The organism is Alkalicoccus saliphilus, assembly GCF_003044065.1.
Lineage (GTDB): Bacteria > Bacillota > Bacilli > Bacillales > Salisediminibacteriaceae > Alkalicoccus > Alkalicoccus saliphilus.
On sequence record NZ_PZJJ01000009.1, the window covers coordinates 60,952 to 76,699 of the forward strand.

Consider the following 15,748-nt stretch of genomic DNA (forward strand, 5'->3'; position numbering starts at 1 on the left):
CAAACGTTAGAAGGAGGCAGATGCAATGAACATTTTGGTTGTCGGCGGCGGCGGACGTGAGCATGCCCTGGCGTGGAAGCTGGCCCAGTCGGATCATATAACGGAAGTAATTATTGCACCCGGCAGTGATGCAGCTGCCCAGATGATGGACTGCCGGGTGGAAGAAATACAGGCAGATGATCATGAAGGACTTGTGCAGCTTGCTCTTGAAGAGGAGATCGAACTTGCAGTCATCGGGCCGGAGCAGCCGCTGACAGAAGGGCTTGCCGACAAAATGAAAGAAGCCGGTATCCCCGTGTTCGGACCCTCCAAAGCAGCTGCCCGGCTTGAAGGAAGCAAGCAGTTCGCTAAAGAATTGATGCAGAAATACGGAATTCCAACGGCCGCATCCGGCTATTTTACGAATCTCGAAGAAGCGAAGGAATACGTCCGCGAGCAGGGGACTCCAATAGTCATTAAAGCTGACGGCCTGGCAGCAGGAAAAGGGGTAACAGTAGCTGCAGACGAAGAAGAGGCGTTTAAAGCACTGGAACTCATTCTTTCGGAAGAAGCTTTTGGCGAAGCCGGTTCTTCCGTTGTGATCGAAGAATGTCTGACTGGAGAAGAAGTATCCTATATGGCACTCGTGAACGGAAATACCGTGGTGCCGCTGCTTCCTGCTCAGGATCATAAACGGGCTTTCGAAGGCGACAAAGGCCCGAATACTGGAGGGATGGGAGCTTATTCTCCTGTGCCGCACATTGACGAGGAAATTCTGCGCCGTGCGGAAGAAGAGATTTTATGGCCGGCCGCTGAAGCGATGGTAAAGGAAGGGACCCCTTTTACCGGTGTACTGTACGCCGGCCTGATGATTACGGAGGACGGCCCGAAAGTCATCGAATTCAATGCCCGCTTCGGAGATCCGGAAGCCCAGGTCGTACTGCCGCTGATGGAAAGCGATCTTGTCGATGTACTTCTTCAAGTGCTCGACGGAAAAACACCGGACATTAAGTGGAGTGGAGAATCATGCGCCGGGGTGGTAGTCGCATCAGAAGGGTATCCGGGAAGCTACGAAAAAGGCATTCCGTTTACGATGCCGATGACGCGCTCCGACGAAAAACAGCAGTTTTTCCATGCAGGAACAAAAGTAAATAGTGAAAAAGTCGGCTGGCTGACGACAGGGGGACGTGTTATGCTCCTTTCCTCGCAGGCGCCGACTCTGGAAGAAGCTCTTCGTATGACTTATGAAGTGCTTGATTCCAAAGAGTGGGACGGCCTGTTTTACCGTAAGGATATCGGCCATCGTCTCCTGAAAACGGAATAAACGTATGTAACGATATTTCCTCAACCTTTTTAAGGAGGGGATGTCCCATAAGGGATGGAGCACAAACCCTGTCAGATAAATCTCTGTCTGACAGGGTTTGACAACCTTGGTCCGGCTCCACTCGTGTTTTTCAGGCTGTCTCTATGAACCATTTGAGACAGCCTCTTTTTTATTTGACTGTCTTGAAAATAAAAGAAATAAATAAGAGCCGGACGACTTCGTTTCAAAATGGGATAATTCATTTGTATTTATCTGCTGAAAATCATATAAACAAAGCATTCATTTCCTGCGACCTGAACAATTCACTGTACGTTTTATATCCTCCGCTTAAGTTTCTAGCTTCAATTCCATTTTCTTTAAGAATCCGTACAGCAATATATCCTCTCAAACCAACCTGGCACGTAATATTTACCGGCTTGTCTTTCGGGAAATCTGCGAGACGCTCTCTTAAACTATCCAAGTCTATATTTACTGCCCCCGGTACCGAACCTTTTTTAAACTCTTCGGGAGTTCTTACATCGACCAGCATTTCTCCCGCTTCTATACGTTTATTTATTTCCCACGCATGTACTACATCTATTTCTTCTTCAGCGACGTGGGAAGCAGCATATCCTAACATATTCACCGGATCTTTAGCGGAAGAATATGGGGGAGCGTAGGAAAGTTCGATTTCCTGCAGGTCAAAAACGGTAAGATTTCCTCTTATTGCTGTCGATATAACGTCCACCCGCTTATCTACTCCTTCTTTACCGACAGCCTGCACACCGAGTATGGTTCCCTGTCCGGGATCAAAAAGCAGCTTCATCGAAATTTGTTCAGCGCCGGGATAGTATCCGGCATGAGAAAGCGGATGAATGTGAACGGCCTTATAATTTATTCCTGCCTCACGGAGCTGTTTTTCATTTTTTCCTGCAGAAGCTGCCGTTAAATCAAAAACTTTCGCAATAGCGGTGCCGAGTGTTCCGGGATAAGCTGCAGGTTTCCCGCTGATAGTATCAGCCACAATTCTTCCTTGACGATTTGCCGGCCAGGCCAGTGGAACGACGACAGGTTTTTGTAAGATATAATCAATGGTTTCAACAGCATCCCCAACAGCGTATATATAAGGATCGTCTGTCTGAAGATATTCGTCAACGATAATTCCACCACGTTCCCCGAGAGCGAGACCTGCCTGTTCAGCCAGTTTATTTTCAGGTGTTACCCCAATGGATAGAATGGTCAAATCGCTGGACAGCTCTTTTCCACTAGAGAGAATAATCTTATTCCCTTTTTGACGGAATTCTTTTACTCCATCATTTAAATACAACTCTGCGAAATCTCTTACCCTGTTCTCCACAATAGAAGCCATTTCTTTATCCAGCGGTGCCATAATCTGGTCTGCCATTTCTACTATTGTTACGTCCATCCCGCAGGCATAAAGGTTTTCGGCCATCTCCAGCCCAATAAATCCGCCGCCGACGATAACCGCCTGTGCTGGCTTTCTCTCTTCGATCCATCCATTAATTTGATCCGTGTCAGGAATATTTCTTAAAGTAAAAAGATTTTCGGACTCTTTTAAACCTGGAATAGGCGGGATTACCGGTCTGGCACCTGGTGACAATAGGAGCTTATCGTATGATTCTGTGTATTCTTTTCCAGTAGGAAGGTGAACTGCGGTAACTGTTTTAGTATTTCGGTTGATGGACGTAACTTCCGTTTCGTTACGTATATCCATGGCAAATCTTTTGGACATGCCTTCGACTGTCTGTACAAGCAGTTTTTCTCTTTCCTTTATTTCACCTCCGATATAGTAGGGAAGTCCACAGTTCGCAAAAGAAACATATTTTCCTCTTTCAAAAACCACTATTTCTGTTTTCTCACTGATTCTCCTTAAGCGTGCTGCGGCTGTTGCGCCTCCTGCTACGCCTCCCACGACGATAACTTTCATAAAAACCCCTCCAATTTGTGAATTATTGAACATTATACCTATAAGGGTATATTATCACTCGGGTATCTTTTTGTCAAATAGGGTGTGGGGTATTTTTTATCTACTGCTTTTCATAGCAATAAAGTTAATTTCCAGGGAAGTAATTAAGAGGTAATTCAGTAAAGGAAGAGCTCAAGCGGAGGTTTACATACAAACATTCATAGAGTCCAGGGGGAGTCGTTAATTTAAAACCCACCGCAGTTTATATCGACCTGCGTATTTTTATTTGGAAAGGACTGCTTCCTAAGAAAATATGGGTCTTAGAATTTCCGGAGGTGAAAGGAGCAGAATGTATAAACTAAAAAACCTCCACGACTGTATGTTGTCATGAAGGTTTTTTCTGGACAGTATTTCAAGGGTGGGTTATCTTACTTCAGCATACCGTGCGGGTCGATAACAAATTTCTTGGAGGCACCTTTGTCGAACTGCTGGTAACCTGTTGGAGCTTCGTCGAGAGAAATAACGGTCGCATTTACTGCTTTTGCAATCTGCGCACGTCCGCTCAAAATGGAGTTCATGAGCTCTCTGTGATAGCGCATGACTGGTGTCTGACCGGTTACGAACGTATGGGCTTTGGCCCAGCCGAGTCCAAGACGGATTTTCAGCGTACCTTCTTTCGCATCTTCATCCACACCACCAGGGTCGCCAGTAACGTACAGTCCCGGAATGCCGAGTTTTCCACCGGCTCTCGTAAGCTGCATAATGGAGTTGAGGACGGTAGCCGGAGCTTCTCCTTTGTTGGCTCCGTGGGCGGATGCTTCAAAACCTACAGCATCGACGGCACAGTCGACTTCCGGCGTGCCGAGAATCTGTTCGATCTGTTCTCCGATGTCGTCATGATCACGGAGGTTGATTGTTTCACATCCAAAACTCTTTGCCTGGTCGAGCCGTTCCTGAATCAGATCTCCTACAATAACAACCGAGGCACCGAGAAGCTGGGCGGAATGAGCTGCAGCAAGGCCGACCGGTCCGGCACCGGCAATATAAACGGAACGTCCCGGTCCTACACCGGCACTGTAGGCGCCGTGAAAGCCTGTTGGAAAGATATCAGAAAGCATCGTCAGATCATGAATTTTCGCCATTGCCTGATCTTTATCCGGAAATTTGAGCAGCTGAAAATCGGCATAAGGCACCATAACGTATTCGGATTGACCACCGACCCAGCCGCCCATATCGACGTAGCCGTAAGCTGATCCCGGCCGGTCCGGATTAACGTTCAGACAAATATGCGTGTCTCTTTCTTTACATGCCCGGCATCGTCCGCATGCAATGTTAAACGGTACAGATACAAGGTCCCCTACTTTCATAAACTCCACGTCCCGGCCACATTCAATAACTTCTCCAGTAATTTCGTGCCCAAGAATCAATCCTTCCGGAGCTGTTGTTCTTCCCCGTACCATATGCTGATCACTGCCGCAGATGTTGGTTGTAACTACTTTTAAAATAACGCCGTGGTGACACTTCCTTCCGACGTTCAGCGGGTTGACTCCCGGTCCGTCCCGTAAAACAAGATCCGGATAATCAATTTCCTGAACTTCTACTTTGCCCGGCCCCATGTAAGCTACTGCTCTGTTTCCACCCATAATGAATAGCCTCCTTTTAATAATTTAAAAGTCGTACGGTTATTTATATATGCAAATGACGTGCCAAAACACTAAATACTGAAGTGGAGCGGTTTCATAACAGATGAAAAATAAAATGTGTAAATATTTCGGACGTGGTGTTGGAAAATAGTACAAAAAATTCCGAATCTTTAGTAAGATAGAAGGAAAGTGGTTAAAGGAGGACAGATGCCCGTGGAGCAGCTGCTGATTCATGCCTCGTGGAAGCGCTGTCAGATATCCGGATTATCTCCGGAAGGACCGGTAGGAGAGTCAAAACTGAACGGCAGATTACTTCATGATCTGCTGGAACAGAGTGAATTTTTCCTTGAAGCTGTACGCCCATATTTAAAAATACTAGGGAAGGGAAAGCAGAACTGTACGGCTGTGGTTGTTAATAACGACGGGTATATATTGAGTAAGGAAGGAAGTCTCGGTGACGAAAATCTTGACCGGAGTATGGACATCGGTACGAACTGGTCGGAAGAAAACAAAGGGACGAATGCTATGGGAGTTGTTCTGCATGAAAAAACTTCTGCGGTTATAAAAGGCTCTCATCACTACTGCAGAAAGCATCGTATATTAACGTGCGCTGCAAGTCCTGTTTTTAATCCAAAAGGAGAGCTTCTCGGGGCAGTGAACGTCAGCACAACAGAAGAAGGAAGCGGAACGTCCCTGCTGCAGGCAGTGAAAGTAGCTGCTGCCGCGGCTGAAAACTCACTTCACCATACAGTTCCACGCCGGCCGGAACTTACCGGAAAGCCGCTGTACAAAATGGAGGACATTGCCGGAGCGTGCGAAAAGGTTGAAAAGATAAAAGAAATGGCTGAAAAAGCAGCTATGCTGGACTATCCAGTTATTATATACGGTGAAAGCGGAACGGGGAAAGAGCTGCTTGCTCAAAGTCTGCACACTGCCGGTCCGAGAAGGATTGGTCCTTTTACTGCCTTGAACTGCAGTGCACTGCCGGAAACACTGATTGAAAGTGAGCTGTTCGGCTACGAAAAAGGTGCATTTACAGGGGCACAGAGTAAAGGGAAAGCAGGGAAATTTGAGGAAGCAGACGGTGGAACAATTCTGCTGGACGAAGCTGGTGATTTATCGTTGAAAGCCCAGGGGACCCTTCTTCGTGTACTGCAGGAAAAGAAAGTTACCAGGCTTGGTGGAGGAAAAGAAATTCCTGTTGATGTAAGAGTGATAGCCGCCACAAACAAAAATCTTCAAAAAGAAATAGCAGAAGGCCGGTTTCGAAAAGATCTTTATTTTCGGTTAAAGGGCATTTTTCTTACTATGCCTCCTCTCCGTGAAAGAACAGATATCCTGAATATGGCAGGATATCTCCTGCAGAAGATATCGCCGGTATCAAAAAAGATATCCCCCGGGGCCGCGGAAAAAATAGTTCGTTATTCATGGCCGGGCAATGTAAGAGAGCTGGAAAGCGTACTGATGCAGGCTGCTTTTTTGAGCGGAGATACGATTCAAAAAGAACATGTTCAGTTTGAAAGTGTCTACGAAATGGAAAACTCCGGATGGACGCTTGAAGAAACTGAAAAAAATGCTGTTCTGGAAGCCTTGGAATGGGCCGGAGGAAATGTAAGTCTGGCGGCAGAACGGCTTCAGACGAGCAGAAGTACGTTGTATGCCAAAATGAAAAAGTACAACTTAAATTCGTAGCTTCCCGGTTTAATAACTGCTGCAAAAGAACTGAATAACCTGTGGGAAGTCCGGTTTACGTTTCTTTTTCCCATACGGAAAAAAGCCGGGGGAGTATTAATGCCGGCACACGTCATTAACAGAGATATCCATGCAGGACCGCTGCACCGTGATGGATGAAAATAAGGTTCCCTCCCGATGGAAGCAAAGGCGAACGTTTATCGCTTATATACTTTATTTTCAAGGTAACTGATTTCAAAAATTAAACAGAAGCAGTATGTGAATAATTAGGAAAAAAGGTCTAAATTACCTGCTTTTCTTTTTCTTTTCTTCGTTGATTTAATAGGTATTACGAAATATAATTAAACAAACAGGATTTGACAGAAAGTCCGTTAGTGGAGTAGATATATATATGCTGCCATCACAAGGTGCCGGCTTCCCGGCTGCCTGACGCAGCGTGATTCTCCCATTGCTTATTTCCGTTGTTTTCCTGCGCCACAAATTAATAATAAAACCACTGCTGTTTGGATATCGTATAGGAAGAAAACTTTCTTGAAAAAGAAGGCTTTCTTCTTTTTTTGTAGGATTAATACAGTTGTCAGGAGGAAAAGTAATGTACGAAACACGTCCGGTCTCCCAGGCTGAAGCTCATGGGGGCATGGTTTCAACTGCTTCTGAATACGCCACCCGTGCAGGTGTGGAAATGCTTGAAAAAGGAGGGAACGCAGTAGATGCAGCCGCAGCCGCAGCTTTCTGCCTCGGTGTTTCTGAACCGCAGGCCTCCGGTATCGGAGGGCAGTCGATGGCACTTGTACATCTAGAAAATGAAAAACGGACGTTCGCCCTTGATGGATCTTCAAGAGCCCCTTACGTGCTGTCTCCTCACAAAAATCCATCGCGGCCGATCAAGCTCGGTTTAAAGTCTTCCACGGTGCCGTCCACACCGGCTGCACTGGGCTACCTTCAGGAAAATTACGGCAGGCTGACTTTAGCGGAAGTACTGGCTCCTTCCGTCCGTTATGCTGAAGACGGGGTTAGAGTGACTCCTCTAATTCACAGCCTCATTCGACGCGAGGCGGAGCAGCTGCGGAAAGATCCTCTCGTTCTGAAAAACTATTTTTCCAAAAGAAAACCGCTGGCGGAAGGAAGCCTGCTCCGCCAGCCGGAACTCGCAGAGACGATGCGGCGCATGGCCGAAGAAGGCTGGCGGGATTTTTACACCGGCGAAACAGGGGATAAAATAGTCAAAGATATGCAGAGGCGCGGCGGACTGATTACAGCGGTCGATCTGCAGCAGATACCGATGCCTGTGGAAAGAGAAGTACTCGAAAGCAGCTACCGTAACTACGGTATTGTTACTTTTCCACCGCCTGGAGCAGGAAGGGTACTAGTCCAGGTGCTGAATACTCTGGAAGGATTTGCACCGGAAAAGCTCCGCACAGATGAGCCGGTCGGGGCAGTTATTATGGCGCTTGCCTTCCGGTTTGCTCTTAACTACAGGCAGCGGATGCCGGTGCACCCGGATCATTATCTGCAGTCGCTGAATCAGGTAGTAATCGACAAAGTATACGCTGAAGAAATTATTAACCGGATTAACGATATTTATCATCTGGCCTTAAAGGATACGTTTATTCCGCCGCCGACAGCCGGAGAAACGACGCATCTTTCTGTCGTGGATAAGGAAGGAAATGCCGTAGGGATTACCCAGTCTATTGAACTCGTATTTGGAAGTAAAAAAATGGCTTCAGATCTTGGTTTTTTTTACAATAATTATATGAGTGCCTTCGAGTACAAAGACGTCACTCATCCTTACTACCTGCTTCCGGGAGGAAGGCCTTGGAGCAGTGTGGCTCCTGTACTGCTGACAAAAAAGGGCAGGCCTCAGTTTCTTCTCGGAAGTCCCGGCAGCAGCCGGATTTCCACAGCGCTTGCCCAGGTTATTACAAAACTTGTGGACCAGGAGCAGACGCTCGCGGAAGCGATCAGCGCGCCTAGATTCCACGCATCGGACACCGGCGAATTGATGATAGAAAAAGACCGGTTTTCCAAAGAAGTAAACCGGGCGCTTCAGCTTGCGAGCTTTCGGATAACAAAGCGCGATCCGTACAGTTTTTATCTCGGGTGCGTGCAGGGTGTGGAGATGCCGCTCAAACGCCGCGGGCAGTTCCGTGGTGTGGCTGATCCCCGCCGTGATGGAACAGCAGAAGGTCCTTCCTAATTCAGAAAAGGGTGTGGTCAAGTGAAAATTGCCGTCGTTTATAACCGTGAAAGCCAGGCCGTCATCAATCTATTCGGAGTACAGAACCGTGAAAAGTACGGTCTGGAAACGATCAATAAAATTAAGGACGGGCTTAAAAAATCAGGACATGAAGTAAAAACGTTTGAAGGGGATAAAAACCTGATTCAGAACCTGGAGGATTTTATGCCGTCGGTAATTTCCGGAGAACGTCCTGGTCTTGTATTTAATCTGAGCTACGGCATTCAGGGGCGGGGGAGGTATATGCACGTGCCGGGTATGCTGGAAATGCTCGGCATTCCCTACGTCGGCTCCGGACCGGAAACGCATGCACTTGCTCTCGACAAAGTAGTAACGAAAATTCTCCTCCTGCAGCGCGGCCTGCCGACACCGAAGTTTGCCGTTCTTGACACACCGGAGAGTCCGCTCAATGAAGACCTGCGTTACCCGCTTATCGTTAAACCGAAAGACGAAGCTGTTTCTTTCGGTCTTAGAATTGTAAACGACGAAAAGGAATTAAAGGAAGGTGTCCAGGTCATTTACGACACGTATCAGGCGCCGACGCTGGTGGAAGAATATATCCAGGGACGGGAAGTGAATGTCGGGCTGCTCGGCAATAAGCCGGCGGAAGCCCTGCCTCCTGTGGAACTTGTGTTTGGAGAAGGGCCGCAGATATTCACTTATGAAGATAAAAAGAATAAAAGCGGTCGGACGGTAGAAAAAGTATGTCCTGCGCCGTTGACGGATGAAGAAACAGCACGTGTTAAAGAGCTCGCCGTGAGAACGTTCGACGTGCTGAACTGCCACGACAGCGCCAGAGTTGACTTTCGAATCGATGAAGAAGGCAATCCGTACATTCTGGAAGTAAATTCGATGGCCAGTCTCGGAGCGGACGGGTCTTTCGTTTATGCAGCGGAGAAGCTCGGAATGGACTACCCTGCGCTTATGAACAGAATTATCGATGTGACATGTGAACGGTATTTCGGCAGGGATTTCTTTGATGAGGAAAGTCACCGGCAGCGGACGCCGGAAAACCGGATTTTCCAAAACTTAACGACGAACCGCGGGAAGCTGGAGGAGGAGCTGAAAGGGTGGACGAATATTTCAAGCCGGACAGAGGATGCTGTCGGTCTTAGTACGGTAAGAAAGCGTCTTGAAGATAAACTGTCCAGGCTCGCTATGAAACCGGCAGAGAATTTCAGCAATGGGCGTTCAGCCTGGACGTGGGAAACAAAAGCCGGTTTTCGAAACGGAACACTTCTCGTCGTACCAATCGACGTACCTGGAGCGCGGACGGGATTTCCGATTCCTTACCGTAAGGAGCAGCAGTGGATTTACGGAGAAGGCGTGGCATCCAGCAGAGGAGGACTTGCTACGTCCCTTACGGCTTTATCTGCATTAAAAGATGAAAAACTGCTTTCGGACGTTAAAGTCGGCATTTTCTTTTATTCAGATGAAGGAAGAGGTATGCGCTACAGCTCCACCATGCTTGAAAAAGCTGCAGCCGAAGCGGAAGAAGTAATTGTTCTGCAGCCTGGGTTTGTTGACGGGAAAGTTGTTGATCAGCGGCGTGGTTCCAGACAGTACCACGTCATTCTGGAAGGTGATCCGGAGCGGGTTGGAAGAAGGAATCAGCCGGTCGATGTCCTCAGCTGGTTTCTCGAAAAAACAGAAAAGATGAAGGAGCTGAACAGCCGCCAGCGAAAAATTGCTGTAGCCGTGCAGGACGTTCAGTCGGAGCGCTACAGCGTGCTGATGCCTCACCGCGTAACGGCAGTTATCGCGCTGACCTACATCGATGAAGCCGCAGCAGAAAAAACAGAAACAGAGCTGCGCCGTCTGCTGAAATCCAACCGGCAGGGGATGAAAACCTACATCGAAAAAATCACGGAGCGCCCGCCGCTTCTCCGAAGAAAAGAACATCGTCTTCTGCAGAAGCTGCAGCAGCAGGCGGAAGCTCATCAGCTTCCGTTCGGGACAGAAACGAGCCTGATTTCTACAGCAGCAGGCACTGTGCCCCGTCATATTCCTGCCGTGTGTGGATTCGCTCCGGCAAGCAAAAACCTGTTTACACCACAGGAGGCACTGCATCGGAGCGAACTCGTTCAAAGATCCCTGCTGCTTGCCCTGCATCTGAACGGAGGCCGGCTGTGAATAACAAAAAAATTCCAGTGCTGATTTCCGTTCCTCACGGAGGGACAGTGATCCCGGAAAGATTCCGGGATCGGCTTCTTTTGACAGCGGAGGACATCGTCCTGGACAGCGATACGTGGACACAGTATGTGTATGATTTTGAAGGGAAAATGGAAAGTTTCGAAGTGATGCAGGCCGCAAGAATTGTCGTGGATGCAAACAGGGATCCGACCGACCGTCCTCCGGAAAACAGTGACGGGGTAGTAAAAACAGTGACAGTAAACGGAAAAAAAGTATGGGATCGTGACCTGACAGAAGATGAGACAGACAGTCTGATTCACGAGTATTGGGAGCCTTTTCATAGGCGTCTGCTCGAAGCGGTGTCCCGTTCGGAGGTGAAGTTCGCCATCGACTGCCACTCCATGCTGGATAAAGGTCCCGCACGCGGAAAACCGGAATGGGAAAAGCGTCCCGCTTTCTGTATAAGTAACCGGGGGACTGCCGGAGGGGAGTCCGGGGAAGAAGTCGTTACTGCCCCGCCGTATTTAATGCGGAAACTCCAGATTCTTTTGGAAGAAGTATTCGCCGATCAGCCGGCAGACGGCCTGCCGCTCGTTATGATCAACGAACCGTTCCGGGGCGGATTTATTACACGGTCGCTTGGGGCACGTTCCGACATACCTTGGATCCAGCTTGAAATTAACCGCCGTCTGTATCTCCCAAAACATGCAGGCATACAGCCTGATGAGGAGGATCTTTCCCGCATGCAGCTTTTCCGGGACCGTTTTTACGAAGTGTTTACCCGTCTTGCGGCGGAGGACACGATGGCACCGGAAGATGAAAAATCCATTTCGTGATTTTGAAGCTGTTACAGAAGCAGCCGGCATATAAACATACTGATGGATAAGAAAGGCCGTCATCTTTACAAATTTTCAGAACTGTGTTTAGATGAATAAGTAAACTTCATACGCACGAATGCACTGGGGGTGCTGGAAGCTGAGAGACGGATTTCTACCGTTAACCCTTTGAACCCGAACTAGATAATACTAGCGTGGGGAAGTGCAGGTAGCATTTTATTAAACCTGCATCTTCTTTTATTTGAGAAGATGCTTTTGTATACCTGCATCGCGGCGTTTTCTGCCGCCGGATACTCAGACAGACAGCTCTCCGTTTACCGGGAGCTGTTTTTTTGTGCGTAAAAAGAATACTCTGATCAATTTTTCCGCCATTTGTAATGCGGATGGGGAAGAGTCTGCTGAATAAACGGCATTATCAGAGTGAAAAAATCAGGAGGTATGAATTATGCAGGGACTAAGTTGTGGAACAAGCAATATCGTAGGTGTCCGTTTTGCTGTTTATCCGATGGCCGACAATTTCGTGGAAATCATTAAAGGAGCGCTTAAAGACACGGACACATCCAAAGTATGGATGGAGACAGACGATGTTACGACATGCGTACGCGGAAGAAGCGAACACGTTTTTGATGTGGCGAAAGCTGTCTTCGTGCAGGCAGCCAAATCAGGAACGCACGTCGTATTCAACGGCACGTTTTCCATCGGCTGTCCAGGAGACAGTGAAGGAGATACGTACATGTCAGAAAATGATGTACGGCTTAATGAGGAAGCTTCCCGGAAAGAAGCGGTGGAGGCTGCTTCCCACTTTGCTCTGTACCCGCTGAACAATCCGGATTACATGCAGGTGATTGCCGATCAGGCGGCACTGGCAGAGGAGCATGGAACGTTTACCAAAGGAGTCCACTATGCCTCGCGGCTTGATGGTGATGCGAACGATGTTTTTCGTACACTGGAAGAAGCGTTTGTACGTGCTTCCAAATCAAAGGAGCGGGCACACGTCACGATGACAGCTGCTGTATCGGCCAACAGTCCATCTACGAAAAATAAATAGGAGGAACAGAGCATGCTGCTGAAAGAATGGAAACTGAAAGAAATTGTTCTGATGTCTATATTCGGTGTAGTGTTTGCTTTTATTTACCTTGGTTTTTATTTTTTCGGACAGGGGCTTAGAAACATTCTTACGCCGTTCGGTCTGGCTCCGTTCGGCTACGAAGTAATTTTTGGCATCTGGTTTATCGTTTCGATTATCGCTGCGTATGTCATCAGAAAAAAAGGAGCGGCGTTCTGGTCGGAGCTGATCGCTGGTATTGTACAAGTGCTGATCGGAAGTCCAGCCGGCCCGCAGCTGATCATTTCAGCAGCTATTCAGGGGCTGGGAGCAGAAGCAGCATTTGCCGCTACGAAATGGAAAAACTACTCCCTTACAGTGCTGGTTGCCGCCGGAATGTCCGCTGCAGTGTTCAGCTATGCGTGGGGATGGTTCCAATCCGGCCTGGCAGCTTTAACCCCGGGGCTGATTATTGCTACACTGCTCGTCAGAATTGTCAGCGGAGCTCTTCTTGCCGGCGTACTTGGTAAGTGGATCAGCGATCAGCTGGCGGCTACAGGCGTTCTCCGCGGCTATGCGCTGGGAAAGGAGAGGCAGAAAAAACGTGTGCGTAAAGCATCTTAATACACCATTAGTAGAGGCGGAAAAGTTTTCTTTCGGCTACGAGGAAGATATGCTTCTTAAAGACCTGCAGTTTGCACTGGAAAAAGAAGAATTTATTCTCGTGGCAGGAGCGAGCGGTTCAGGAAAAAGTACGCTTGCACTCTGCCTGAACGGTCTTTATCCGGAAGCAGTGGAAGGGACTAAAAAAGGAGCTGTCCGAATTCACGGAAGAAAAACGGAAGATTACGAAAAAGGAGAGCTGAGTCAGCGCATCGGTGTTGTTTTTCAGGACCCGGAAAGTCAGTTCTGCATGATGAAAGTAGAGGATGAACTGGCTTTTGTTTTGGAGAATCAAAAAGTTCCATCAGAGGAAATGGAGCAGAAAATCGATCGTGTGCTTCTGGAAACAGGTCTATCAGAGCAGAAGCACCGGCTGATTCACGAGCTTTCCGGAGGTCAGAAGCAGAAAATTGCCCTGGCATCTGTACTTCTTATGGAACCGGATCTATTAATACTGGATGAACCTACCGCCAATCTGGATCCTGTTTCCAGCCTGGAATTTGCCGAGCTCGCAGCCGCTGTGCAGCGGGAACGCAGGTGTGCAGTCATGGTGATAGAACATCAGCCGGATGACTGGATGCCGTTTATAAAGCGTGTGCTCCTGCTTGGGAAAGATGGAAGGATGAAAGCTGATGGCTCTCCGGACCAGATCTATCTGCAGCAGAAGGATCTGCTGATACAGGAAGGTGTTTACCTGCCGCAGACTTTCCGAAGACCGGAAAGTCCGCTGCTCCTTCCTGAAAGCCGGGAGGAAGAAATTATTCGTGTGGAAAACCTGTCTTACTCAAGAAAAGACCGCACAATATTGACGGATGTTAATTTTTCCATGCGCGCAGGGGAATTTGCGGCAGTAACCGGTGAAAACGGCACAGGAAAATCGACTCTTCTCCAGCTTATGGCAAGGCTTCTCGAACCGGAAAGCGGTAAAGTATTGTTTGCAGGAAAAAATATAAACGACTGGGAAGAAGGGGAACTCAGAAAGCGGAGCGGTTATGTCTTTCAAAACCCGGAACATCAGTTTATTACAGATACGGTATTCGAGGAACTCGCTTTTGGACCGGAATTGAATGGGAAACGAGACGCAGAAGCCCATGTGCACCGGCTGCTGAAGACATTTCACCTCACAGAGCAGCGCGAAGCGAGTCCTTTTTCCTTAAGCGGCGGTCAAAAGCGGCGTCTGAGCGTAGCAACGATGCTGGAAGAAACGCCGGACATTCTTTTCTTTGATGAACCGACGTTCGGCCAGGATGCCAGAACGACAGAAGAGTTAATGAAAATCGTACTGGAACTGCGGAGAAAAGGAACGGCGATCGTTTTTGTTACTCACGATATGGACCTTGTAGACAAATATTGTGAAAAAGTGCTGGTACTGACGGAAGGAACAGCAGTTTTTAACGGGAAGCCGGAAACTCTCTGGACAGAGGATGAACTTCTTGCCCGGGCGAGACTCCGCCTGCCGCACCGGATAAGGGAGAGGGAGGTTTATCGTGTCGTCGATTAACCCAGCCTTGAAAGGAATAACCGTCCTGATCCCAGGCCTCCTGCTCAGCTTTACGTTTGATGTATTCACCCCGCTCGTCTTTCTCGTATTTATGATAACTTTTACGCTGCTGTTCAGCGGAATTCCGATAAAGAAGTGGCTGCTGTTTTTCAGTCCATTTATTCTGCTCGCACTCGGATTTGCCTGGATGACGATGCTGTACACGAGCGATGCTTTTGCCGGAGGAGAGCATCTGTTTTCCGTCTGGAGATTTGAAGTGACTACCGGTTCCGTAATGGTCGGGATCAGCCTGGCGCTTCGTTCTTTGTGTTTTGTGTCTTTATCACTCCTGTTTATTCTGACTACGGATTCAACAAAATTTATGCTGAGCCTGATGCAGCAGCTTAAGCTGCCGCCAAAAATCACATTCGGAATTCTTGCGGGATACCGCTTCCTGCCGACGTTCCGCTATGAATATCAGGTGCTCAGGCAGGCACACAGGGTACGGGGGATCGGCCGGGCGAAAGGAATCCGCGAGCGAATTTATCAATTTAGGCGCTACGCGATTCCACTGATGGCCAATGCCATCCGGAAGGCGGAACGAACAGCAAATGCGATGGAATCGAAAGGTTTTACCGGTTCAGCGGACCGCACGCACTACCATCAGATGAAAATCAGCAGAAAAGACTGGATGTTCTTTGGAGTTATTAATGGAGCGCTCATTATTACGCTTTTGGCTTCCTACCAGCTCGGATATTTGAATATATTCGGACACCGTTTTGTATAAGCGCCGCTGAGGCCCGGTAAAATA

At 48.2% G+C, this 15,748-nt stretch carries 11 protein-coding genes and 1 riboswitch; of the genes, 9 read left to right on the plus strand and 2 right to left on the minus strand.

Annotated features, from left to right (window positions below):
- Positions 1-25: 25 nt before the first annotated feature.
- Complete coding sequence (purD, locus tag C6Y45_RS07375) at positions 26-1,303, plus strand: phosphoribosylamine--glycine ligase (protein ID WP_107584590.1); 1,278 nt, start codon at positions 26-28, stop codon at positions 1,301-1,303.
- Positions 1,304-1,565: 262 nt separating this feature from the next.
- On the opposite strand, the gene C6Y45_RS07380 is transcribed toward purD, so the two are convergent.
- Positions 1,566-3,230, minus strand: coding sequence for a CoA-disulfide reductase (locus tag C6Y45_RS07380; RefSeq protein ID WP_245922607.1), 1,665 nt, complete (start codon positions 3,228-3,230; stop codon positions 1,566-1,568).
- A gap of 407 nt (positions 3,231-3,637) precedes the next feature.
- Positions 3,638-4,852: a formaldehyde dehydrogenase, glutathione-independent gene (gene fdhA, locus C6Y45_RS07385; protein ID WP_107584592.1), complete on the minus strand. Its 1,215-nt coding sequence runs from the start codon at positions 4,850-4,852 to the stop codon at positions 3,638-3,640.
- A gap of 213 nt (positions 4,853-5,065) precedes the next feature.
- Between fdhA and C6Y45_RS07390 the strand changes: the two genes are divergently transcribed.
- The 8 genes from C6Y45_RS07390 to C6Y45_RS07425 all read left to right on the plus strand — a co-directional run bounded on the left by C6Y45_RS07390 (position 5,066) and on the right by C6Y45_RS07425 (position 15,724).
- Positions 5,066-6,544 carry a sigma-54-dependent Fis family transcriptional regulator gene (locus C6Y45_RS07390; RefSeq protein ID WP_160058200.1) on the plus strand — a complete coding sequence of 493 codons (1,479 nt, stop codon included), beginning with the start codon at positions 5,066-5,068 and terminating at the stop codon, positions 6,542-6,544.
- Positions 6,545-7,136: 592 nt separating this feature from the next.
- Positions 7,137-8,741: a gamma-glutamyltransferase family protein gene (locus C6Y45_RS07395; protein WP_107584594.1), complete on the plus strand. Its 1,605-nt coding sequence runs from the start codon at positions 7,137-7,139 to the stop codon at positions 8,739-8,741.
- Between the two features lie 21 nt (positions 8,742-8,762).
- The gene (locus C6Y45_RS07400) at positions 8,763-10,913 is read left to right on the plus strand and encodes a M20/M25/M40 family metallo-hydrolase (RefSeq protein ID WP_107584595.1); all 2,151 of its coding nucleotides are present in this window, start codon (positions 8,763-8,765) and stop codon (positions 10,911-10,913) included.
- On the plus strand, positions 10,910-11,749 hold the full coding sequence (locus C6Y45_RS07405; RefSeq protein WP_160058202.1) for an N-formylglutamate amidohydrolase: 840 nt from the start codon (positions 10,910-10,912) through the stop codon (positions 11,747-11,749). The genes C6Y45_RS07400 and C6Y45_RS07405 overlap by 4 nt, the downstream gene beginning before the upstream one ends.
- 115 nt (positions 11,750-11,864) lie before the next feature.
- Positions 11,865-11,967: riboswitch (TPP riboswitch) on the plus strand.
- 227 nt (positions 11,968-12,194) lie between these two features.
- Positions 12,195-12,797: a YkoF family thiamine/hydroxymethylpyrimidine-binding protein gene (locus tag C6Y45_RS07410; protein WP_107584597.1), complete on the plus strand. Its 603-nt coding sequence runs from the start codon at positions 12,195-12,197 to the stop codon at positions 12,795-12,797.
- Positions 12,798-12,815: 18 nt separating this feature from the next.
- Complete coding sequence (locus C6Y45_RS07415; RefSeq protein WP_245922610.1) at positions 12,816-13,418, plus strand: ECF transporter S component; 603 nt, start codon at positions 12,816-12,818, stop codon at positions 13,416-13,418.
- Positions 13,369-14,958, plus strand: coding sequence for an ABC transporter ATP-binding protein (locus C6Y45_RS07420; RefSeq protein WP_245922608.1), 1,590 nt, complete (start codon positions 13,369-13,371; stop codon positions 14,956-14,958). The genes C6Y45_RS07415 and C6Y45_RS07420 overlap by 50 nt, the downstream gene beginning before the upstream one ends.
- Positions 14,945-15,724 carry an energy-coupling factor transporter transmembrane component T family protein gene (locus tag C6Y45_RS07425; RefSeq protein WP_245922609.1) on the plus strand — a complete coding sequence of 260 codons (780 nt, stop codon included), beginning with the start codon at positions 14,945-14,947 and terminating at the stop codon, positions 15,722-15,724. The genes C6Y45_RS07420 and C6Y45_RS07425 overlap by 14 nt, the downstream gene beginning before the upstream one ends.
- The last annotated feature ends 24 nt before the right edge of the window (positions 15,725-15,748 follow it).